General features: G+C 71.2%; 19 protein-coding genes and 1 pseudogene. 8 read left to right on the top strand and 12 right to left on the bottom strand.

Going from position 1 to position 20,975, the window contains the following annotated elements; genetic code table 11:
* Positions 1–24: 24 nt before the first annotated feature.
* From HHX30_RS05980 to HHX30_RS05965, 4 genes are all read right to left on the bottom strand, one after another.
* Positions 25–1,272 carry a sugar ABC transporter permease gene (locus HHX30_RS05980; protein WP_169980221.1) on the bottom strand — a complete coding sequence of 416 codons (1,248 nt, stop codon included), beginning with the start codon at positions 1,270–1,272 and terminating at the stop codon, positions 25–27.
* Positions 1,269–2,045: an ATP-binding cassette domain-containing protein gene (locus HHX30_RS05975; RefSeq protein WP_169980220.1), complete on the bottom strand. Its 777-nt coding sequence runs from the start codon at positions 2,043–2,045 to the stop codon at positions 1,269–1,271. Before HHX30_RS05975 ends, HHX30_RS05980 begins: the two co-directional genes overlap by 4 nt.
* Positions 2,046–2,235: 190 nt before the next feature.
* On the bottom strand, positions 2,236–3,357 hold the full coding sequence (locus HHX30_RS05970; RefSeq protein WP_169980218.1) for a sugar ABC transporter substrate-binding protein: 1,122 nt from the start codon (positions 3,355–3,357) through the stop codon (positions 2,236–2,238).
* A 271-nt stretch (positions 3,358–3,628) separates the two neighbouring features.
* A complete protein-coding gene (locus HHX30_RS05965) occupies positions 3,629–4,354 on the bottom strand; it encodes a sulfite exporter TauE/SafE family protein (RefSeq protein ID WP_211591632.1) in 726 nt (241 codons plus the stop codon).
* A gap of 176 nt (positions 4,355–4,530) precedes the next feature.
* Between HHX30_RS05965 and HHX30_RS05960 the strand changes: the two genes are divergently transcribed.
* Positions 4,531–4,857 carry a ribbon-helix-helix protein, CopG family gene (locus HHX30_RS05960; RefSeq protein ID WP_169980216.1) on the top strand — a complete coding sequence of 109 codons (327 nt, stop codon included), beginning with the start codon at positions 4,531–4,533 and terminating at the stop codon, positions 4,855–4,857.
* The gene (locus HHX30_RS05955; protein WP_169980214.1) at positions 4,847–5,179 is read left to right on the top strand and encodes a type II toxin-antitoxin system PemK/MazF family toxin; all 333 of its coding nucleotides are present in this window, start codon (positions 4,847–4,849) and stop codon (positions 5,177–5,179) included. Before HHX30_RS05960 ends, HHX30_RS05955 begins: the two co-directional genes overlap by 11 nt.
* A 69-nt stretch (positions 5,180–5,248) precedes the next feature.
* On the opposite strand, the gene HHX30_RS05950 is transcribed toward HHX30_RS05955, so the two are convergent.
* On the bottom strand, positions 5,249–8,023 hold the full coding sequence (locus HHX30_RS05950; RefSeq protein ID WP_169980212.1) for an aconitate hydratase: 2,775 nt from the start codon (positions 8,021–8,023) through the stop codon (positions 5,249–5,251).
* A gap of 233 nt (positions 8,024–8,256) precedes the next feature.
* The gene (locus HHX30_RS05945) at positions 8,257–8,979 is read right to left on the bottom strand and encodes a metal-dependent hydrolase (RefSeq protein ID WP_169980210.1); all 723 of its coding nucleotides are present in this window, start codon (positions 8,977–8,979) and stop codon (positions 8,257–8,259) included.
* Between the two features lie 321 nt (positions 8,980–9,300).
* On the opposite strand from HHX30_RS05945, the gene HHX30_RS05940 reads away from it, so the two are divergent.
* From HHX30_RS05940 to HHX30_RS05930, 4 genes are all read left to right on the top strand, one after another.
* Positions 9,301–10,029: a PadR family transcriptional regulator gene (locus HHX30_RS05940; protein ID WP_169980208.1), complete on the top strand. Its 729-nt coding sequence runs from the start codon at positions 9,301–9,303 to the stop codon at positions 10,027–10,029.
* 2 nt (positions 10,030–10,031) lie between these two features.
* Positions 10,032–10,766 (top strand): DUF1707 domain-containing protein, encoded by a 735-nt coding sequence (locus HHX30_RS05935; RefSeq protein WP_169980206.1) that lies wholly within the window; start codon positions 10,032–10,034, stop codon positions 10,764–10,766.
* A 139-nt stretch (positions 10,767–10,905) separates the two neighbouring features.
* Positions 10,906–11,031 (top strand): hypothetical protein, encoded by a 126-nt coding sequence (locus tag HHX30_RS42520; RefSeq protein WP_259401020.1) that lies wholly within the window; start codon positions 10,906–10,908, stop codon positions 11,029–11,031.
* Positions 11,032–11,137: 106 nt separating this feature from the next.
* On the top strand, positions 11,138–11,767 hold the full coding sequence (locus HHX30_RS05930) for a DUF6879 family protein (RefSeq protein WP_169980204.1): 630 nt from the start codon (positions 11,138–11,140) through the stop codon (positions 11,765–11,767).
* A 28-nt stretch (positions 11,768–11,795) separates the two neighbouring features.
* Here the strand turns inward: HHX30_RS05930 and mug are convergent, their stop codons facing one another.
* Both mug and HHX30_RS05920 read right to left on the bottom strand, forming a co-directional pair.
* Entirely contained in the window at positions 11,796–12,335 is a 540-nt protein-coding gene (gene mug, locus HHX30_RS05925) for a G/U mismatch-specific DNA glycosylase (protein ID WP_169980203.1), read from the bottom strand.
* A 124-nt stretch (positions 12,336–12,459) separates the two neighbouring features.
* The gene (locus HHX30_RS05920) at positions 12,460–12,831 is read right to left on the bottom strand and encodes a DUF4267 domain-containing protein (RefSeq protein WP_169980201.1); all 372 of its coding nucleotides are present in this window, start codon (positions 12,829–12,831) and stop codon (positions 12,460–12,462) included.
* An 88-nt stretch (positions 12,832–12,919) separates the two neighbouring features.
* Here HHX30_RS05920 and HHX30_RS05915 point away from each other — a divergent pair, with 88 nt between their 5' ends.
* The gene (locus HHX30_RS05915; protein ID WP_169980199.1) at positions 12,920–13,492 is read left to right on the top strand and encodes a TetR/AcrR family transcriptional regulator; all 573 of its coding nucleotides are present in this window, start codon (positions 12,920–12,922) and stop codon (positions 13,490–13,492) included.
* A gap of 19 nt (positions 13,493–13,511) precedes the next feature.
* Here HHX30_RS05915 and HHX30_RS05910 read toward each other — a convergent pair whose 3' ends face one another.
* Positions 13,512–14,108: a TetR/AcrR family transcriptional regulator gene (locus HHX30_RS05910; protein ID WP_169980197.1), complete on the bottom strand. Its 597-nt coding sequence runs from the start codon at positions 14,106–14,108 to the stop codon at positions 13,512–13,514.
* Positions 14,109–14,307: 199 nt separating this feature from the next.
* On the opposite strand from HHX30_RS05910, the gene HHX30_RS05905 reads away from it, so the two are divergent.
* Entirely contained in the window at positions 14,308–15,801 is a 1,494-nt protein-coding gene (locus tag HHX30_RS05905; protein ID WP_169980736.1) for an MDR family MFS transporter, read from the top strand.
* Between the two features lie 145 nt (positions 15,802–15,946).
* Here HHX30_RS05905 and HHX30_RS05895 read toward each other — a convergent pair.
* From HHX30_RS05895 to HHX30_RS05885, 3 genes and pseudogenes are all read right to left on the bottom strand, one after another.
* A pseudogene (locus tag HHX30_RS05895) lies at positions 15,947–18,228 on the bottom strand (polynucleotide kinase-phosphatase).
* Positions 18,225–19,910 carry a 3' terminal RNA ribose 2'-O-methyltransferase Hen1 gene (locus HHX30_RS05890; protein WP_169980195.1) on the bottom strand — a complete coding sequence of 562 codons (1,686 nt, stop codon included), beginning with the start codon at positions 19,908–19,910 and terminating at the stop codon, positions 18,225–18,227. Before HHX30_RS05890 ends, HHX30_RS05895 begins: the two are co-directional and overlap by 4 nt.
* A gap of 95 nt (positions 19,911–20,005) precedes the next feature.
* A complete protein-coding gene (locus HHX30_RS05885; protein WP_169980192.1) occupies positions 20,006–20,932 on the bottom strand; it encodes an LLM class F420-dependent oxidoreductase in 927 nt (308 codons plus the stop codon).
* Between the last annotated feature and the right edge of the window lie 43 nt (positions 20,933–20,975).

The raw sequence follows: 20,975 nt of genomic DNA, 5'->3' as shown, positions 1-20,975 counted from the left end.
ATCACCTTAGCGGCCCCGATCACGTCATCTTCTGCCGGTCGCCGCCGCACGCTTCCTCGACAGCGCGTCCACGCCCGCGGCGAGCAGGAGCACCGATCCGGTCACGACGAACTTGACGCCGGCGCTGTAGCCCATGAGGCCCATGCCGTTCTCGATGACCGCGACCACCGCGCCGCCGAGCACCGCGTCGAGCGCCCGGCCCTTGCCGCCGAAGAGGCTGGTGCCGCCGATGACGGCCGCGCCCACCGCGAACAACAGCACGTTGCTGCCGCCGGTGTTGGGGTCGACCGAGTTGGCCCGCGACGCCGCGATGATGCCGCCGATCGAGGCCATGAAGGAGCAGATCACGAACGCGGAGATGCGGATGCGGTCCACGTTGATGCCGGCCCGGCGGGCGGCCTCGGCGTTGCCGCCGACCGCGTAGATGTGCCGGCCGTACCCCGTGCGCCGCAGCACGAAGGTCCAGACGATCAGCAGGATCACGATCAGCGGGACGACGATCGGCACGCCCTTGAGCGACACGATCGCCGCGTTGCGGCTGCGCTCCAGGTTGAGCACGTACACCGCGAACCCGGCGACCACGGCGAGCGTCACGATCCGGGCGGCGATCACCGCCACCGGGGTGGCGACCAGGCCGCGGGACACGCGGCGGCGCGCCTGCAGGAACTGCAGGGCGGCGTACGCGGCGACGCCCACGACCAGCGCCGCCCAGCCGGCGACCGGGGGGACGTTCTTGTTCGCGAGCGCGAGGATCGTCTCGTCGCGGATCGAGATGTTGGTGCCGTCCTTCACCAGCAGCAGCACGACGCCCTGGAAGGCCAGGAACGCCGCCAGCGTGACCACGAAGGACGGGATGCCGAGCTTGGCCACCAGGGACCCGAGGACCATGCCGATGACGGCGCCGGTGACCATCGCGGCCAGGACCGCGAGATACCAGGGCCAGCCCTGCAGGGTCAGCAGCACGGCGAGCACCGCCGCGCAGACGCCGCTCGCGAAGCCGGCGGACAGGTCGATCTCGCCGAGGAGGAGCACGAAGATCAGGCCCATGGCGATGACGGCGACCGCCGCGCCCTGGGTGAACAGGTTCGCGAAGTTGACCGCCGACAGGAACGCCGGGCGCAGTACCGAGAAGACCACGCAGAGGATGACGAGGCCGAAGACCGCGGGCAGCGCCCCCAGCTCACCGCCCTTGACCCGGTCGATGTAGCCCTTGACGTGCACGCCGATCGAGGAGTCGGCGTTCTCCTGCTTGGGGAGCGTTTCGGTTGTCATGATGCCGCTCCGTTGCCGTTCCTGAGCCCGAGCTCCCCGCTCCGCCCGGAGGTGATGAGTTCCACGACCTGCGAGTGGGTCACCTCGGAGGCCTTCACCTGGGCCGCCATCCGTCCCAGGTACAGCGCCGCGATCCGGTCGGAAACGGCGAAGACGTCGTTCATGTTGTGCGAGATGAGCACCACCGCGAGGCCCTTGTCGGCCAGGCGGCGGACCAGCTCGAGCACCTGGGCGGTCTGCGCCACGCCGAGGGCGGCGGTCGGCTCGTCGAGGATGACGACCTTGCTGTTCCATAGCACGGCCTTGGCGATCGCCACGGTCTGCCGCTGGCCGCCGGACAGGCTGGAGACGTGCTGGCGCAGCGACTTGACGGTGCGGACCGACAGGCCGGCCAGGGTCTTGGCCGCCATCTCCTCCATCGTGTCCTCGTCCAGGACCAGCCCGCTGCGGCGCTCGCGGCCGAGGAACATGTTCTGCACGATGTCGAGGTTGTCGCAGAGCGCGAGGTCCTGGTAGACGATCTCGACGCCCAGCGCCGCCGCGTCCCTGGGCCCGTGCACCTGGACCCGCTCGCCCTCGAAGAAGTACTCGCCCGAGTCGATCGGGTGGATGCCGCCGATGCATTTGACCAGCGTCGACTTGCCGGCGCCGTTGTCGCCGACCAGTGCTGTCACCTCGCCCGGATAGGCCGAGAAGGCGACGTCGTGAAGGACCTGCACGGGGCCGAAGCTCTTGTTGATGCCGCGCAGTTCCAGGATCGGTCCCTGGGACACGTTGGGCTACTCCGTAGATCGATGGGGCCGGTACGGCGCCGTTGTCCGGGCCGCCAATCGTCGCTCCGGGCGGTGCGGGGCGCCCTGTGCCCTTTCGGGACAGGGCGCCCCGCACGGTGCTCGTCGCGGCTCAGCACGTCACCCGCTCAGGGGGTCCGCGTCGCCGTACGCACCCGGTGGATGGATGGGCTTAGCTGATGCCGGCCTCGGTGCACTTGTCGGCGAACTCGCCGGTGCACAGCTCGTCCTTGCTCACGAAGCCGTCGGCCACGACGTCCTTGACGTTGTCGAAGAAGATGGCCTGGGGCTCCAGCAGCACGGAGGGGACGTCACGGTTGCCCTCGGTGTCCTTGACGGTGCCGCTCGCCTGCGGCTGCTCGCCCTTGGCCAGCGAGACCGCGAGCTGCGCGGCGGCGTCGGCCTCCTTCTTGATGGCCTTGTAGACCGTCATGCACTGGTCGCCGGCGAGGATGTTCTGCAGGCCCTGCACGGTGGCGTCCTGGCCGGTGACCGGGACCTTGCCGTTCAGCTTCTGCTTCTTCAGCACGGAGATGGCGGCGTTGCCGAGGCCGTCGTTGGCGGCGAGGACACCGGCGATCTTCGGCTCCTGGGTCAGCATCTGCTCGAAGATCGTGCCGGCCTGGGTGTTGTCCCAGTCGGGAACCGACTGGTCCGGGCCCTTCTTGTACTCACCGGCGTCGTACTTCGGCTGCAGCACGCCGTCGTAGCCCTGCTTGAACAGCGTGGCGTTGTTGTCGGTCGGCGAGCCGTTCAGCTCGGCGACGATCGGCTTGTCGGCCTTCTTGTCCGTCAGGCACTTGACCAGGCCCTCGCCCTGCAGCTTGCCGACCGCCGTGTTGTCGAAGGACACGTAGTAGGAGGCGCTGCCGCCGAGCGTGAGGCGGTCGTAGTCGATCGTCGCCACGCCCTGCGACTTGGCCTTGTCCAGCACGGCCTTGCCGGTGCCGCTGTCCAGGTTGACGATCATCAGGACGGTCGCGCCGTTGGTGATCATCTGGTCGGCGATCGTCTGGAACGCCGTCTTGTCGCCCTGGGCGTTCTGGATGTCGTACTGGACGCCCGCCGTCTTGAAGGCCTCTTCGAGGTACTTGCGGTCGGCGGTCTCCCACCGGGCGGAGGACTTGCTGTCCGGCAGGATGACGCCGATCTTGCCGGGCTTGGCGTCGCCTGCGGCGGCCGAGGGGGCGCCGCTGGTCTCCGCCGAGGTGTCACCGCTCTCGCCCCCGCAGGCGGTGAGACCGAGGGTGAGCGCCGCGGCGGCGGCGCCGATGCTGAGGATCCCCTTGCGCATGATGCGTGGGTCCTTTCTTTGGCTGGGGGTCTATGAGGGGGTGCGGCCGAGCCAGTGCCTCGTCCCGCCGTCTGGGCGAATGCTGCCGGTCAAGGCACTCTGGCCACCCGGTACGGCAGGAGCCGGGTCACGGCGTTCACCGCTCCAGGGAATGTTGTTTGAGACAACGTAAGCCCAAAGCCCAGGTGGTGAAAGACACAGGACGGTAACGTTTGTTGTCCGCGGTAACAATGAAGAAACGCACGATCAACATCGGGCGGCGTCTCACGACCTAGTGGGCGAGGCTCTGCCCCAGCAGGGCGCAGGCGGAGACGGCGGCCACCGCCAGGACCGCGGTGCGGACCCGTCCGCCGTCGAGATAGCGGCGCAGCGGTCCCGACACCGCGAACCCGAGCAGGACGAAGGGCACCAGCGCCGCCCCCGCGGCCAGTGCGCGCCCCGGGAGCCTGTCGAGGGCGGCGAGGATGACGAGCGACTGGGCGGCGCTCAGGCAGAAGTACGTCGCCAGCGTCGCGCGGATCTGCGGGCCGCGGGCGCTCTGGTAGACCAGGGCGATCGGCGGGCCGCCGATCCCGGTGGCCGTGCCGGTGATCCCCGACAGGAAGCCCGCGACGGTCAGCGTCGCGCCGTTGCGCGGCACGCGGACCGCCCGGGCCGTCAGCGCCACCGCGACCAGCACCATCACGCCGACCAGCACGCCGAGCGCCGCCGTACTCACGTAGACGACCACGAGGGCGCCGATCGCGCTGCCCGGCAGCCGGCCCAGCAGGGCGAACCCGGCCCCCCGCCACTCGGTCCTGCGCCACTCCCGGGCCAGTGTGAACACCGGCATCGCGAGGTTGACGACCTGGACCGCCCCCGGCATCACCGAGGGATCGAGCAGCGCGATCAGCGGTGCGGCCACCAGGCCCAGCCCGAACCCCACGCCGCCCTGCACGACGGCCCCGATGAAGACGGCCACTCCCCCGATGAGCAGCAGCACCACGTCGTGATCCATGCGCGGACCCTAGCGGCGTCCCCCGGCGCCCCGGCAACCGGTTATCCGGGGCCAGGAACTCGGACAATCACCGTCAGTAACTGGAATATGTTGCGATGGTAATCAGACAGTTCGTAAGCTCGGCGGCGGCGACATCGCCGTAGCGCTTTTTGTAGACAGGATCGTAGCCTCGCGGTATGGGCAGCGAGCAACGCCACACGACGATCCGGGTCAGCGTCGAGACCAGAGACCTGATAGCGCAACTGTCGGAGCAGGAAGGCAAGAGCATGACCGCATTGGTCGAGGACGCCGTGAGGGAGCACAGGAGGAAGCTCCGCTGGCAGCGTGTCGCGGCACAGATGGAGCGGACGCGCAGGGAGGACCCGGAAAGCTGGGCGGAGTACGTCGCGGAGCGCGACCTGTGGCTCGGCCCTCCGTCGAACCGCGTCGCCCCCGAGTGGGAGGGCCTGATCGATCCGCCCCAGGATCTCCCCGGCGAGCCCGAGGAGAGGAATGAGGGTTAGGCAAGGCGACATCTGGTGGGCCAACCTCGGAGAGCCGATCGGCCGCGAGCAAGGGTACGGCCGGCCGGCCGTCGTCGTCAGCAACGACATTTTCAACAGGCTCGTACGGGACCCCGTGCTCGCCGTTCCGCTGACGACGCGGTTCCGCGGCTGGGACACGCACATCGAGATAGCGCCCGAGGAAACGGGGCTGCCGAAGACGAGCTGGGCGATGGTCGAACAGGTGCGCGCGCTCTCACCCGAACGATTCGGCGCAAGAATCGGGGTCGTTCCGCCCGACGTGCTGTCGGAGATCGGCGACTGGGTCGCCGATATGTTGTAGGACGGCCGACGGCCCTGGACGGGACCGGAATCCCGTCCAGGACAGCGTCGCGTCCGATGCGGATGCGGTTCAGCTCTTGGCGAGCAGGGAGCGCAGGACGTACTGCATGATGCCGCCGTGGCGGTAGTAGTCCGCCTCACCAGGCGTGTCGAGGCGCACGACGGCCTGGAACTCGACGTCCCCGGCACGGACGGTGACCGTGGCGGGAGTCGAGCCGCTGTTGAGCTCCTCGATGCCGGCGATGTCGAAGGTCTCCTCGCCGGTCAGGCCCAGCGAGTCGGCGCTCTCGCCCTCGGGGAACTGCAGCGGCAGCACGCCCATGCCGATCAGGTTCGACCGGTGGATGCGCTCGTACGACTCGGCGATGACGGCGCGCACGCCGAGCAGCGCGGTGCCCTTGGCCGCCCAGTCACGCGACGACCCGGAGCCGTACTCCTTGCCGGCCAGGACGACCAGCGGGATGCCGGCGGCCTGGTAGTTCTGCGACGCGTCGTAGATGAACGCCTGCTCCCCGCCCTCGGTGAAGTCGCGGGTGTAGCCGCCCTCCACGCCGTCGAGCAGCAGGTTGCGCAGCCGGATGTTGGCGAACGTGCCGCGGATCATCACCTCGTGGTTGCCGCGGCGGGAGCCGTAGGAGTTGAAGTCCCTGACCTCGACCCCGTGCTCGCGCAGGTAGCGACCGGCCGGGGTGTCGGCCTTGATCGAGCCCGCGGGCGAGATGTGGTCGGTCGTGACCGAGTCGCCCAGCTTGGCCAGGACGCGGGCGCCGCTGATGTCCGTCACCGGCTCGGGCTTGGCGGGCATGCCGTCGAAGTACGGCGCCTTGCGGACGTACGTCGACTCCGGGTCCCACTCGAAGGTGTCGCCGGTCGGGATCGGCAGCGACCGCCAGTGCTCGTCGCCCTTGAACACGTCCGCGTAGTCACGCTTGAACATGTCCTGGCTGATCGACTCCGACACCACCGCCGCGACCTCCTCGGGCGACGGCCAGATGTCCTTGAGGAAGACCGGCTGCCCGTCGGTGCCGACGCCGAGCGGCTCGTTGTTCAGGTCGACGTCCATCGTCCCGGCCAGCGCGTAGGCCACCACGAGCGGCGGCGAGGCCAGGTAGTTCATCTTGACGTCGGGGTTGATCCGGCCCTCGAAGTTGCGGTTGCCCGACAGCACGGCCGTGACCGCGAGGTCGTTCTCCTGGATCGCCGCGGAGATCTCCGGCTCCAGTGGGCCCGAGTTGCCGATGCAGGTGGTGCAGCCGTAGCCGACGAGGTTGAAGCCGAGCTTGTCGAGGTACGGCTGGAGGCCGGACCGCTCGAAGTAGCCGGTGACCACCTGGCTGCCCGGAGCGAGCGAGGTCTTCACCCACGGCTTGCGCGACAGGCCCTTGTCCACCGCGTTCTTCGCCAGCAGGGCCGCGCCGAGCATGACGTACGGGTTCGAGGTGTTCGTGCAGGAGGTGATCGCGGCGATCGTGACGACGCCGTGGTCGATCTCGAAGGACGTGCCGTCCGACAGCGTCACCGGCGTGGGCCGGTGCGGGCGCTCGCCGTTGCGCCGCACCGCGTGCGGCACGTCGCCCGCCCCGCTGTGGGCGATCGCCGGAGAGTCCGAGGCCGGGAAGGACTCGGCCGACGCCTCGTCGGCCGGACCCTCGATGCCGTCGTCGGTGACGTAGGTGCGCACCGCCGCGCGCCAGGCCGACTTGGCGTCGGCCAGCGGGATGCGGTCCTGCGGGCGCTTCGGCCCGGCGATCGACGGGACGACGGTCGACAGGTCGAGCTCGATGTACTCACTGAAGACGGGCTCGGGGGCCGAGGGGTCGAGCCACAGGCCCTGCTCCTTGGCGTACGCCTCGACCAGCGCGACCTGCTCCGGCGAGCGGCCGGTGAGCTTGAGGTAGTCCATGGTCTGGCCGTCGATCGGGAAGATGGCGCAGGTGGAGCCGAACTCGGGGCTCATGTTGCCGATCGTGGCGCGGTTGGCCAGCGGCACGCTGGAGACGCCCTCGCCGTAGAACTCCACGAACTTGCCGACCACGCCGTGCTTGCGCAGCATCTCGGTGATCGTGAGCACGAGGTCGGTCGCGGTCGCGCCGGCCGGCAGCTTGCCGGTCAGCTTGAAGCCGACCACCCGAGGGATCAGCATCGAGATCGGCTGGCCGAGCATGGCGGCCTCGGCCTCGATGCCGCCGACGCCCCAGCCGAGGACGCCGATGCCGTTCTCCATCGTGGTGTGGGAGTCGGTGCCCACGCAGGTGTCCGGGTACGCCTTGCCGTCGCGGGTCATGACCACGCGGGCCAGGTGCTCGATGTTGACCTGGTGGACGATGCCGGTGCCGGGCGGGACGACCTTGAACTCGTCGAACGCCGTCTGGCCCCAGCGCAGGAACTGGTAGCGCTCGCGGTTGCGCTCGTACTCCCGCTCGACGTTGCGCTGGAAGGAGTCGGGGTGCCCGAAGAAGTCCACGATGACCGAGTGGTCGATGACCATCTCGGCCGGCGCGAGCGGGTTGATCCTCGCCGGGTCGCCGCCCAGGTCGCGTACGGCCTCGCGCATCGTGGCGAGGTCGACCACGCAGGGTACGCCGGTGAAGTCCTGCATGATCACGCGGGCGGGCGTGAACTGGATCTCCACGCTCGGCTGGGAGTTCGGGTCCCAGCCCGCGATGGCGCGGATGTGGTCGGCGGTGATGTTCGCGCCGTCCTCGGTGCGGAGCAGGTTCTCCAGCAGGATCTTCAGGCTGTACGGGAGGCGCGCCGACCCCTCGACGGCGTCCAGCCGGTAGATCTCGTATGACGCGTCACCGACGCGCAGCGTGTCACGGCTGCCGAAGCTGTTCGCGGACACGAAGTTCGCCTCCCCAGGGTTACGGGCTTGTCACAGGTTTCGTGTGCATCCTCCCGCACGCACGGGACACTCCTGACAATTAGGTTGCCCTAACCTGTGCGGCTCGGCGGATGTCTCGACATCAAGATATCCCTCAAGATATCTCGACATCAAGTTACTCACAGGTAGGAAGATCGCCGTGCGGCCGATATCCGCAAATAGCCAGATTTTTCACGGTTCGCCAAGACGATCGCTCAGGTCGGCATCATCCGCAGGCAGAACAGCGCGATCACCACGATCGACAGGGCCGGGCCGAGGAACTGCTTCTCGAACGCCTTGCCGGTCTTGATGCCGATGTCCCACGGCAGGAGCCAGCGCCCCTTGATCGGCCATAAGACGGGACAGCCGCGCTCGGTCAGGCAGTCGCCGATCACGTGCACCAGGCAGCCGACCCCGATGGCCAGGCCCAGCCAGGCGTAGGTGACCCCGAGCGTCAGGAACGTGAAGAACAGCGCCGCCGTGAGCCCCACGTTCACGATGGCGGAGGTGAGCGTCCTGCCGGGCACGCCGATGCCCACGGCGCGGATCGCGAGGCCGATCATCAGCACGACCAGGACGTCGCGGCCGATGGCGTAGTGCTCGCCGAGCAGGTGCGCGCCCACGCCGGCCAGGACGCTGAACAGCAGCGAGTGTGTGGCGTGCCGGTGCCCGCCGCTGACGAAGTTCACGCCCTTGCTGAGCAGCCAGGTCACCGGTCCGAACGTCTGGGCGATCGTGGCGCTGGGGTGATCGAGATCGGGCAGCATGGCCGCGCCGGCGCACACGACGGCGCCCGCGACGAGCTCGGGCGGGGTCAGGATCGGCCCCGTCAGCGTCGCCAGCTCCGGGTGCCCCACCGCGTCGGGCAGCGCCATCAGGGCCGGCGCGACCGCCAGCCACACCGCCGCCCCACTGAGGGCGTGCGAGTGCCCCATCATGACAAGATCACGCTTGCAGACTGTACGGCAAAGCACCGACAAAGTCCGCGAAGCGCCCACCGCCCGGGCACGTGTCGCACGCGACGGCGGCCGGAACGACAAAGACGGGATCGTCCCGCTCCAAGAGCACCCCCCAGCCCTCTCAGAGCAGAACGATCCCGTCTTCGTGTGAGATAACGCTACGGTCTCGGAGCCTGTTCCGCCTACTCAAAAAACTTCCGCGTGAGCTACGTCACTCTTACCTAGGCATTGTCGCCAGAACGATCGCGATATATCGTTGAACCATCGAGAACAGGTCGCAAACCAGAAGGGGGCACTGCGATGAGTTCGGCACACGCGATGGGCGCGCCCTGGGCCCGCCCGGACTGGAGACAGCAGTTCAGACAGGAGATGCGGCGCGCCATGCGCGACAGGCTCATCAAGGGGGCGGCCATGTGGCATCAGGAACAGGGCGGCGGCCCTCACGAGCACCGGCACAGGGGCGGCATGCGGGGGCGCGGCCCATGGGGCGGTTTCGGGCCCGGCGGCCCCTTCGGGCCGTGGGCGGGCGGCAACTTCCCGTTCGGCCCCCGGGGCTTCGGCCGGCCGAGGAAGGCCAAGCGCGGTGACGTACGGGCCGCGATCCTCGCCCTGCTCGCCGAGCAGCCGCGCAACGGCTACCAGATCATCCAGGAGATCGCCGAGCGCAGCCAGGGCGGGTGGAAGCCGAGTCCCGGCGCCGTCTACCCCGCGCTGCAGCAGCTCACCGACGAGGGCCTGGTGCGCGCGGAGGAGACCGAGGGGCGCAAGACGTTCCAGCTCACCGAGGCCGGGCGCACCTACGTGGAGGAGCACGGGGACGAGGTCCGGGCGCCGTGGGAGGAGATGACGCCGGACATCGGAGACGACGTCCACGAGCTGTTCGACCTGTCCAGGCAGGCGGCCTCCGCGCTGTTCCAGATCGCCCACTCGGGCTCCGCGGGGCAGGTCGGGCAGGCGAGGCAGGTCCTGACCGAGACCAGGCGGCGGCTCTACCAGATCCTCGCCGACGGCGACCCGGCGGAGGAGTGACGATGGTCTCCCCCGAGGGCTTCCCCGGCCGGCCCGCCGCCGGAGGCGGCGCACACGCATCCCGTGGCGGCGACGCGCCGGGCGGCGCGTCCGCGGGCCACGCCCCGCCGGGCGGTCCGGCGTACGGCGAGCCGCGGACCGGCGGCCTTCGCATCGGGGACAGGGAGCGCGACGAGGTGACGCGGCTCCTGCACGACGCGTTCGCACAGGGCCGCATCACCCCCGAGGAACTCGACGAGCGCCTCGACGCGACGCTCTCGGCCCGCACGGCCGGGGACCTGCGACGGGTGACCGCCGACCTCCCCGGCGCCTGGCCGGACGACCCGCGGCCGGCGGGCGCCCACGACGGCGGCCGCTGGGCCGGGGGCCCGTGGCGCCCGGGCTCCCCCGGCTCCCCCGGGCTGCCGGGCACGGGGTCCGGGCCGTACGGCGGGCCGTGGACGGGGGCCGCCACGTGGGCCGGTGCGTGGGGCCCGCACGCGGGGCCGCCCTGGGCCACGCGTCACCGCCACGGTCCGGCCTGGGAACCGGCCGGGCGGCGGGGCGCCATGATGCGCACGAGGGGCGGCCCCGCGCCGATCGCGCTCGCCGCCGTGGCGATCCTGGTCGTCGGGCTGCTCACCGGGGCCTGGCCGCTGTTCGTGATCGGCAGGCTGTTGCTGGTCGCCTGGCTGGTCACGACCGTGGTGGGTCTGATCCGGCGCCGTCACCACAGGCAGGGCATGGGATACCGGTGAGCGGCGGGGCGTGGCGCCGCCCGGCGCACGCCCCCCCGTTGACCGGAATTGGGCCTTGACCCGGGATCGGGAGCGGCCAACGATCGTCATGTCGCCCTCGGGGGAGTGTTTGCGGCCACGCCGACGAACGGAGGGTGAATTGAAGCCGGCCGAGCCAGAACCCGAGGTGGTGCGGGAGACCGAGACTGCGGGGACGAGGCAGATCAGGATCAGGCTGCTGGACGCGGTGGAGACGGCCGTGTGCAGCAACTCGACGGGGAACTGACCCCTACCAGACGTTCGCGGAAGACCCACGCGCGCCACGAATCCAGATCCGGGCCGGAGCCGGGCGCGCTCCGACCAGCGATTCGGCTTCGGCCGAGGGAGGCTCCATGCCCGGAGAAGCGTTCGAGCACGTCAGACAGGCAGCGGGAGAGGTGCTTCCCGCCGCGGAGTACCGGACCGAGCTCTACGATCACCTGCGCGGGACCGAGGGCGTGGTGTGGAAGCTGGAACGCGCCCAGCACTTCCACGAGCCCGACACCCCGAGCTGGGTCGCGATGACGAGCGGAGACTGGGACCGGTCGCTCGCGCTGATGGACGAGATGCGCTTCGCCGACGACCTGCCGCCCCGGGCGGAGTTGCGCCGGCTGCGGATCGTCGAGATGCCGCCGACGCCGTACCTGCAGTGGGAGATCGTGTTGCTCGCGGCGCGCACCCGGGCGGGCGAGCGGGCGCGGGCGCTGCACGCCCGGTCCGTACGGCCGCTGGAGAGCCGCGCCCCGCTGCCCGAGTTGCTGATCGTGAACCACGGCCTGATGTACGAGATCCTCTACGACGAGATCGGCGCCCACGTGGGCGGACGGCGGATCACCGACACCCGGGTCGTCGAGGGCTGCGCCCGGGCCGTCGCCGAGCTGTACGCCCGCGCCGAGGACATGGTGGCCTTCCACGACCGTGAGGTGGCGCAGCTGCCGCCGCCGGTCGCCGGACGCATCCTGTCCCGCCCCGGCCACCCGTGACGGCCCCCGCTCCGCACGGCGGCCGCGATCACAGGTGCGCCGTACGGAGACGGCCCATCTCGGCCGCGATCGCCTCCAGCGTCCAGTGGGCGTTGAGCCCGCTGGGGTTGGGCAGCACCCACAGCGCCGTCTCGCCGATCGTCTCCTCCTGCGGGCCGACGCGGGCGGCGGGGCGGGCGAAGGCGACGCGGTAGGCCGACACCCCCGCGACCGCCAGGACGCGGGGGTGGACCTCCGCCACCAGCCGCGCGAGCCGCGCTCCGCCTTCGCGGAACTCCTCCGGGGCCAGTTCGTCGGCCCGGGCGGTCGCCCGGGCCACGACGTTGGTGATGCCGAGGCCGTACGACGGGAGCAGGTGCTGCTCGGACGGCGCGAGCCTGCGTGGCACGAGCCCGGACAGGTGCAGCGCGGGCCAGAACCGGTTGCCCGGCCGCGCGAAGTGATGACCGGTGGCGGCCGAGTAGAGGCTGGGGTTGATCCCGCAGAACAGCACGTCGAGCCCGGGACCGAGCACGTCCTCGACCGTCGCGTTCCTGGCCGCCTCGAGGTCGGCCTTGGTGGGGGCCATGCCGTGATGCTAGTGCCCCTCCCGCCGGCTCCTGGTCACGTTCCACACGGCACTGGTGCGCAGGTGGTTGTCGTAGAGCTCCCGTGGGAGTCCTTGCGTCGGGAGTGGCAACGGCGGGCGGGAATCAGACGGCGAAGAGCAGGGCGGCGCTGATGAGGACGATCACGGCGGTCGCGAAGTGGATGCCGAACGCGACCGCCCGGGTGCCGCCGTTGCGCAGCACGATCAGGGTGTCGCCCAGGGGCAGCAGGGCGACGATCAGCATGTACCAGGCCTCGGCGCGGGCGCCGGCGAAGACCAGCAGAGCCAGTCCCAGCAGGCCGTAGCCCCCGTCCCGCAGCCCCTTGATCGTCAGGTAGGCCACGTCGCCGTCCTTCTTGGCCGGGACGCCGTAGCCGGCGGCCGCGGCGTGCGGCACGAGCAGGAAGCGGGCGCCGATGAACAGGACGAGCAGGTTGAGGACGACGGCGAGGCCGTACGCGATGGGGGTGAGCATGTCTCTCTCCGAGAACTAGCAGCGCTAGGAACGAGAACGAAGCTAGCAGAGCATTGCCACTAACGCTAGCGCTGCTAGAGTTCCAAGCATGTCCATCCAGTCACGCAGGGAGCGCGAGCGCGCCGAGCGCGAGAAGCTGATCGTCACAGCGGCCCGGGAACTGGCCGAGGCCGAGGGCTGGGAGGCGGTCACGACCCGGCGGCTGGCCGAGCGGGTCGAGTACAGCCAGCCGGTGCTCTACAGCCACTTCAAGGGCAAGGACGCGATCATGGCGGCCGTCGCCGTGGAGGGCTGCGCCGACCTGGCCCGGGAACTGCGCGCGGCCCGGACCGCCGCGCCGGACGCCCACCGCGCCCTCGCCGGCGTCGGCGCGGCCTACGTGGCCTTCGCCGACCGGCACCCGGCCCTCTACGACGTGATGTTCAGTCAGGCCGTCCCGCTGCCGTTCGCCACCCCCGAGGCCCCGCCCGCCCTGCAGGCGGCCTTCGGCGAGCTGGCCGAGGCCGTCCGCCCGCACGCGGGCGACGACAGCCTGGGCGCGCTGACCGAGACCTTCTGGGCCGCCCTGCACGGCCTGGTGACCCTCATGCGCGGCGGCCGGCTCCCGCGCGAGCACCACGAGCTCAGGCTCGGGCTGCTCCTGGCCCGCTTCACGGGCTGAGCCCGGCGGGCACCGGGGCTCAGCGGAAGGGCTGCGCCAACTGGTCGAGGGCCTGCTCGACGATCTGCGAGAGCGGGCGGGCCTCCTGCTCCTCGATCCACACGTGGGTGGCGATGCGCAACGCGACCAGGAAGGCGGCGGCCATGATCCGCGACTTCAGGTCGGCTGCGGGATCCCCCGGCCGGTCGCGTTCGCCGATCGCCTGGACCAGATCCCGTTCCAGCGCGGCGTGGTTGGCGAGCTGCCGGGCGAGCAGGGAGGGGTGGCGCTTGGTGAGCGCGGTGCGCACCGCCCACTCGCGGTCGAGCTCGCCCATGTCCTCCAGCATGTCGCGCACGGCCCCGCGCAGCGCCTGCCAGCCCGACTCCCCCGCCGGCCGTTCTCGGACCGCACGGACCAGGAACCGGACGCGCTCCTCCTCGCCGTACAGGAGGGCGTCCTCCTTGCTGCCGAAGTAGTTGGAGAAGGTCCGGCGCGAGATGTTGGCGGCCTCCACGATGTCGTCGACGGTGACGTGGTCGAGCCCACGCTCCACGGCGAGCCGCAGCGTGGCCTTGTGGATGGCCTGCCGCGTCTCGGCCTTCTTACGCTCGCGCAATCCCGCCGTCGGTTCCATGGTGGGTTCAGCTTAGCCGCTTAAACATTGCCCATCGGGCAAAGTTGCCTGCTGGGCATGTATCGTGGACCGGTAATCCCCTTCGAACTCGCATTGGAGGCTGCGCGTGAGCGCACCCACGCTGCCGGAGACGGGGGCCAAGAGCCACCGGCAGGTACTCGAAGCGCTGAGCGGCCTGCTCCTCGTCCTGTTCCTCGCGATGATCAGCAGCACGATCGTGTCCGTCGCGCTGCCACAGATCATCGGCGCGCTGAACGGCACCCAGTCTCAGTACACCTGGGTGGTCACCGCGGCCCTGCTCACCACGACCGCCTCGACCCCCATCTGGGGCAAGCTGGCCGACCTGTTCAGCAAGAAGCTGCTGCTCGAGGTCGCCATCGGCATCTTCCTCGTCGCCTCGCTCGCCTGCGGCTTCGCGCAGAACACGCCGATGCTGATCGCCTTCCGCGCGGTGCAGGGCCTGGGCATGGGCGCGCTGCAGATCCTGGTCCAGGTGGTCATCGCCGCCATGATCAGCCCGAAGGACCGGGGCAAGTACAACGGCTACCTCGGCGCGGTCATGGCCGTGGCCACGGTCGGCGGGCCGCTGCTGGGCGGCCTGATCACCGACACGTCCTGGCTGGGCTGGCGGTGGTGCTTCTTCCTCCCGATCCCGTTCACGGCGATCGCGCTGATCATCCTGCACCGCACGCTCGACATCGCCACGGTCCGCCGTCCGGGCACCTCGGTGGACTACCCCGGCGCGATCCTCATCGCCGCCGGCGTGAGCATCCTGCTCATCTGGGTCACCTTCGTCCGCAACTCCTTCGACTGGATCTCCTGGCAGACCTTCGCCATGGTCGGCTCCTCGGTGGTGCTGCTCGGCATCGCCGTCTGGGTGGAGTCCGCGGTCCGCGAGCCGGTCGTCCCGCTGCACGTCATCCGGCGGCGCACGCCGGCCCTCGCGATCCTCGCCAGCCTGGCCGTGGGCATGGCCATGTTCGGCGGCGCGGTCTTCCTGGGCCAGTACTTCCAGATCGGCCGCGGCTACACCCCCACCGAGGCGGGCCTGCTCACGATCCCGATGATGCTCGGCGTCCTGGTGTCGTCCACGATCTCGGGGCGGATGGTGTCCCGCAGCGGCCGGGTCAAGCCGTACATCCTCGTCGGATCGATCGTGCTCACGCTCGGGTTCCTCGTCCTGTCCACGATGGACCACGACACCTCGCTGGTCCTCGTCGGCGGCGGCATGCTCGTGGTCGGCGCCGGCGTCGGCATGTCCATGCAGAACCTCGTGCTGGCCGTGCAGAACACCGTCCCGCTGCGCGAGCTGGGCGCCGCCAGCGGCGCGATCACCTTCTTCCGCTCGCTGGGCGGCACGATCGGCGTCTCGGTCCTGGGCGCCGTCCTGGCCAACCAGGTCACCGCGAACATCACCACGGGCCTGGCCAAGGCCGGCATCCGAGTCCCGGCGTCCCAGAGCAGCGGCGGCGGCAGCCTCAACATGGGGGCGCTCCCCGAGCCGATCCGCGGCATCGTGCGCGCCGCCTACGGCGACGCCACCGGCCACATCTTCCTCATCTCGGCCTGCATCGCGGTCGTCGGCATCCTCGCCGTACTGTTCCTCCCGCAGGTGCGGCTGCGCGACAGCGTGGACCTGCCCGAGCCGGCCGCCGCCGGAGCGGACGCGCCCGCCGCGGCCGAGCCCCGCTGAGCCGCGTCTCCGGGTACGACCCCGGGCCCCGGGGCACGGCCCCCCGCCGGTGAGGCGGGAGCCGTGCCCGGGGGCCGTCAGGCCAGAGACACGGCCCGTCAGGTCAGAGACACGGGCCGTCGGGTCACAGACGCGGGCCGTCGGGTCACAGACGCGGGTCGACCGGCTCGGACTCCAGCGCGAGGACGGCGAAGACCGCCTCGTGGATCCGCCAGAGCGGCTCACCCTCCGCCAGGCGCGCCAGCGCCTCGAGGCCGAGCCCGTGCTCCCGCAGCGCGAGCGACCGCTTCCTGCCGGTGAACCTACGCCGAAGCACGTCGAGCGACTCGGTGTAGTCGGGGCCGTAGATGATGCGCAGATACTCCCTGCCACGCACCTTGACACCCGGCTGCACCCGCCCCTCCGGGTGGGCGGCCGGTTTCACCACCATGCCCTCGCCCCCGGCCTCGGTCAGCGCCGTCCACCACGCGACCGCCGCCTCCCGCTCCCGCGGCGAGTCGAGGGAGACGAAGACGTGGCGGGTCGGCGCGACGAGCGGCGAGTCCATCAGCCCGAGCGTCTTCAGGTGCCACTCGTGCGGCTCCTCCACCGCCGTCGCCCTGCCCTCGCACGCGAGGATCTGGAACGGCGCGAGCCGTACGGCGCCTTGGCCGACCACGGCAGCAGCTCGCAGTCGAGCACCACCCAGTCGGTCTCCAGCGCCTCCCACAGCGGCGCCGCGGCCTCGCGCAGCCGGTCGACCAGTTCCGGCATGCGGGCGTCGAAGAAGGGCCGCCCGGTGCGGGTGTAGACGCTGCCCGCCGTGCCGTCGGCGACGGCGAAGCGGCGCGCCGCGGCCTCCGGCGTCCGCGCCAGCACGGCGATCGCCCGCGAGCCCATGTGCTTCTCCTCGCACACGACCCGGGACACGCCCGCGCGGACGAACTCCTCGAACGCCTCGGCCGGGTGCTCCAGGTAGCCGTCCAGCGCGGAGGTCTCCGGCGGCGCCATGGTCGGCGGAAGGTAGACCAGCCAGCGGGGGTCCACGGCGAACCGGCTCATGATCTCCAGCGCGGCGCGGGAGTTCTCCTCCGCGATCCTGATCCGGCCGCCGAACCGCGACTCCACGAAGCGGGTGCCGTCCACGTCGCCGATGTCCAGCATGCCGGGATCGCGGGCGGGGGCCGGCGCTGTGAGGGGCCGCGTGGGCTCGTACCAGACCTTCTCCGCCGGGACCGAGACGAGCTCCCGCTCGGGGTAGCGAAGGGCGGTCAGCCGCCCGCCGAAGACCGCGCCGGTGTCGAGGCAGATCGTGTTGTTGACCCACTCCGGCTCAGGCACCGGGGTGTGGCCGTAGACGACCATGGCACGTCCCCGGTAGTCGTTCGCCCAGGGGTAGCGCACCGGCAGGCCGTACTCGTCGGTCTCCCCGGTCGTGTCGCCGTACAGGGCGAACGCCCGCACCCGCCCGGAGGCCCGCCCGTGGTAGGCCTCCTTCAGCCCGGCGTGCGCGACCACCAGCCGGCCGCCGTCGAGGCGGTAGTGGCTGATGAGCCCGTCCATGAACGTCCTGGCGGCCGCGCGGAACTCCGCCGGCTCGGCGGCGAGCTGCTCCAGCGACCGCTCCAGGCCGTGGGCCACCCGCACCTTCCGGCCGTCGAGCGCCCGGACCAGCTTCTGCTCGTGGTTGCCGGACACGCACAGCGCGGTCCCCGCCTCGACCATGCCCATGACCAGCCACAGCACCCCCGGCGTGTCCGGGCCGCGGTCGACCAGGTCGCCGACGAAGACCGCCGTACGCCCCTCGGGGTGGACGGCGCCGTCCGGCCCGGCCTCCCAGCCGAGCTTCACCAGCAGCGACTCCAGCTCGGCCCGGCAGCCGTGCACGTCGCCGATGATGTCGAACGGCCCGGTGAGGTGGGTCCTGTCGGTCCACGCCTTCTCGTACGTGACGGCCACGTCGTCGATCTCGTCGCCGCGCAGGACGTGGACCCGGCGGAAGCCGTCCTTGGCTATCTTGCCGAGCGACCGGCGCAGCTCCTTGCGCTGCCGGGTGATCACGTGGGGGCCGAAGGCGCGGTCGGGGCGGGTCGCGTTGCGGGCGCGCGCCACCTCCTCCGCCACGTCGAGCACGATCGCGTCGGCGAGCACGTCGTGCGACCTGGCCAGCTCGATGAGCTTCTTGCGGGCCTCCCACTGCACGTTGGTCGCGTCCACCACGGTCAGCAGGCCCCGGCGCAGACGGATGCCCACGATGTGGTGGAGCAGGTCGAACGCCTCGGGCGTGGCCGTCTGGTCGTTCTCGTCGTCGGCGACCAGGCCACGGCAGAAGTCGGACGAGACGACCTGGGTGGGCGCGAAGTGCCGGGCCGCGAACGTCGACTTGCCGCTCCCGGAGATGCCGACGAGCACCACCAGCGACAGCTCCGGCACGCTGATCTCGGTCACGGCCGTCCCTCCACTCTGCTGAGAACCGCCATCTGGGTGGGCGGGCCCACCTCGGGGTCGTCCACGCCGACCGGCCGCAGATCGGCCGCGTAGCCGTACGTCTCGCAGACGCCCGCCACCCATCGGGCGAACTCCGCCCTGCTCCACTCGAACCGGTGGTCGGGGTGGCGCCGCGCCCCCGCGAGGAGCTCGTACCTGACGTTGTGCTCCACGTTGGGCGTGGTCACGATCACGTGTGCCGGCCGCGCCGTGCCGAAGACCACGCGCTCGAGCGCGGGCAGCCGCGGCGGGTCCACGTGCTCGACGACCTCCATCAGCACCGCGGCGTCGTACCCGGCCAGGCGCGCGTCGGTGTACGTCAGCGAGCCCTGGAACAGCTCCAGCCTGGACCGCTTGGCGTCCGGCATCCGCTCGGCGCGCAGGCGCCGCTTGGCCAGCGCGAGCGCGCGGGCCGACACGTCCATGCCGGCCACCTTGGCGAAGGCCGGCCTGTCCAGCAGCGCCGACAACAGCTGGCCCGAGCCGCACCCGAGGTCGAGCACGGTGCGGGCGCCGAGCTCCTCCAGCGCCGCCACGACGGCCTCGCGGCGCAGCGTGTTGAGCGGCACCCGCGCCTCACCGGCCCCGTCGCCCGGGGCGGACCCGTCGCCTGAGGTGGGACCGCCGTCCGGAGCGGAGCCGTCGCCTGAGGTGGGACCGCCGTCCGGAGCGGAGCCGTCGCCTGAGGTGGGGCCGTCGCCGTACACGGGGCCGTCGTCTGGGATGGGACCGCCGTCCGGGCGCGGAACGGCGTCGCCGGAAGCCTCGGCATCCGGCTCCCGCACGATGTCGTCAACCACGGCGCGCTCTTCCGCGGTGTCGCCCACCGGGACGTGCTCCTCCGCCGTGTCTCCCTCGGCGGCGTGCTCCTCTTCGACCGGCGGGTCCAGGCTCTCCTCCACGTCGTCGCCGAGCTCGGCGAGACGGGCGAACGCGGTGCGGGTGAGCGCCCATCTCCGGCCGAGGTATCGGCGGGTGATCAGCCCCTTGTCCGGATGGGCGGCCAGCCATCCCTCCCCCGCGCGGACGAGCTTGTCGACCTCGTCGCCCGCCAGCCAGTAGTGCTTGGCGTCGTCCAGCACGGGGAGCAGGACGTACAGGTGGTTGAGCGCGTCGGCCAGACGCACGCTCCCGCGCAGCGCGAGCCGTACGTACCGGGACTCGCCCCATTCGGGGAAGCCGGGGTCGAGCGGCACGGGCGCGGCGTCGACCTCCCAGCCCAGCGGCCCGAACAGCCGGTGCGCGAGATCGGCCCCTCCCCGGCACGGCAGCGCGGGCAGGGTGATCTCCAGGGGGATCGGCCCGTCCGCGAGGTCCTGCCGCGAGGCGCACCGCCCGGCCCGCGCCGTGCGGAACACGTCCGCGAGCGCCGACGCCAGCAGCGAGGACGCGGCGTACGGCCGGTCGTTGACGTACTGGCCGAGGGAGAAGTCGGGTGAGGACGAGCCCCGGGATCGGGCCAGCCGCACGGGGTCGACCTCCAGCAGCAGCGCCGCGGTGCACCGGTCCTCGCCCGCCTCCGGGTAGAACACCCTGGCGACGCCGAACGACCGCTCGAACTCCTGCACCCGGTCGGGGTGCTTGTGCAGGAGGAAGCCGAGGTCCGTGGCGGGCCGCAGAGTCGTCGAGATCGTGAGGAGCACCCGGCAAAGTGTGCCGGATGCCCCCTTTCGTTAGCGAGCGGAATTCCGCGCGATCCCGGCGCCGCCTCGGGTGGTGTCGCGGGCCGGGCGGCGGGTCACGCCGCCGACACGTGCGGCAGCACCTCGGCCGCGATCAGCTCCAGGTGCTCCAGGTCGTGCATGTCGAGGATCTGGAGGTAGAGCCGCTCGGCGCCCATCTCGGCGAACCGGCCGATCTTGTCCACGATCTCCTGCGGCGTGCCCGCCAGCCCGTTGACGCGCAACTCGTCGACCCCGCGGCCGATGTTGGCGGCCCGCCGGGCGACCTCCGCCTCGTCCCGCCCGGCGCAGACGACCTGCGCCGCCGACAGCAGGACGGTCTCCCGCCCCGCGTCGTCGCACGCCTGCCTGACCCGGTCGAAGGCCGCGGCGGTGTCCTCGGGGAGGTGGAACGGCACGTTGTACTCGTCGGCGAACCGCGCGACGAGCCGCGGCGTCCGCTTGGCGCCCCCGCCTCCGATGATGACGGGCGGCCGGGGCCGCTGCGCCGGCTTGGGCAGCGCCGGGGAGTCGGCCAGCCGGTAGTGCGCGCCCTCGAACGAGAACGGCTTGGCCGCCGCCCACAGCCCGGTCACGATCTCGAGCTGCTCCTCCAGGCGCTCGAACCGCTCCCCCAGGGAGGGGAACGGAATCCCATACGCCGTGTGCTCCTCCTCGAACCAGCCGGTGCCGAGACCCAGCTCCACACGACCGCCGCTCATCTGGTCCACCTGGGCGACGCCGATCGCCAGCGGACCGGGCAACCGGAACGTCGCGGCGCTCACCAGCGTGCCGAGCCGGATGGTCGAGGTCTCCCGGGCGAGACCGGCCAGGGTGATCCACGCGTCGGTGGGGCCGGGGGCGGGATCGCCGTCGCCCATCCGCAAATAGTGGTCAGACCGGAAAAACGCGTCGAATCCGAGCCGCTCGGCGGCCTGCGCCACCCTGAGCTGATCGTCGTAACTCGCCCCCTGCTGGGGTTCGGTGAAGATCCTCAATTTCATCCGTCCATTATCCCCTCCCCTGAGTCCCCGGCTTGCTAGAGTG

The organism is Microbispora sp. H10836, from assembly GCF_012999525.1.
Taxonomy (GTDB): domain Bacteria; phylum Actinomycetota; class Actinomycetes; order Streptosporangiales; family Streptosporangiaceae; genus Microbispora.
Note: the sequence above shows the minus strand (reverse complement) of the source record. Positions and strands in the feature narration are given on the sequence as shown.

Coding starts and splice junctions, on each gene's coding strand:
- HHX30_RS05980 (WP_169980221.1), bottom strand. CDS start 1,272: ATGACAACCGAAACGCTCCCCAAGCAGGAGAACGCCGACTCCTCGATC.
- HHX30_RS05970 (WP_169980218.1), bottom strand. CDS start 3,357: ATGCGCAAGGGGATCCTCAGCATCGGCGCCGCCGCCGCGGCGCTCACC.
- HHX30_RS05965 (WP_211591632.1), bottom strand. CDS start 4,354: ATGGATCACGACGTGGTGCTGCTGCTCATCGGGGGAGTGGCCGTCTTC.
- HHX30_RS05960 (WP_169980216.1), top strand. CDS start 4,531: ATGGGCAGCGAGCAACGCCACACGACGATCCGGGTCAGCGTCGAGACC.
- HHX30_RS05955 (WP_169980214.1), top strand. CDS start 4,847: ATGAGGGTTAGGCAAGGCGACATCTGGTGGGCCAACCTCGGAGAGCCG.
- HHX30_RS05945 (WP_169980210.1), bottom strand. CDS start 8,979: ATGATGGGGCACTCGCACGCCCTCAGTGGGGCGGCGGTGTGGCTGGCG.
- HHX30_RS05940 (WP_169980208.1), top strand. CDS start 9,301: ATGAGTTCGGCACACGCGATGGGCGCGCCCTGGGCCCGCCCGGACTGG.
- HHX30_RS05935 (WP_169980206.1), top strand. CDS start 10,032: ATGGTCTCCCCCGAGGGCTTCCCCGGCCGGCCCGCCGCCGGAGGCGGC.
- HHX30_RS05930 (WP_169980204.1), top strand. CDS start 11,138: ATGCCCGGAGAAGCGTTCGAGCACGTCAGACAGGCAGCGGGAGAGGTG.
- mug (WP_169980203.1), bottom strand. CDS start 12,335: ATGGCCCCCACCAAGGCCGACCTCGAGGCGGCCAGGAACGCGACGGTC.
- HHX30_RS05920 (WP_169980201.1), bottom strand. CDS start 12,831: ATGCTCACCCCCATCGCGTACGGCCTCGCCGTCGTCCTCAACCTGCTC.
- HHX30_RS05915 (WP_169980199.1), top strand. CDS start 12,920: ATGTCCATCCAGTCACGCAGGGAGCGCGAGCGCGCCGAGCGCGAGAAG.
- HHX30_RS05910 (WP_169980197.1), bottom strand. CDS start 14,108: ATGGAACCGACGGCGGGATTGCGCGAGCGTAAGAAGGCCGAGACGCGG.
- HHX30_RS05905 (WP_169980736.1), top strand. CDS start 14,308: ATGATCAGCAGCACGATCGTGTCCGTCGCGCTGCCACAGATCATCGGC.
- HHX30_RS05885 (WP_169980192.1), bottom strand. CDS start 20,932: ATGAAATTGAGGATCTTCACCGAACCCCAGCAGGGGGCGAGTTACGAC.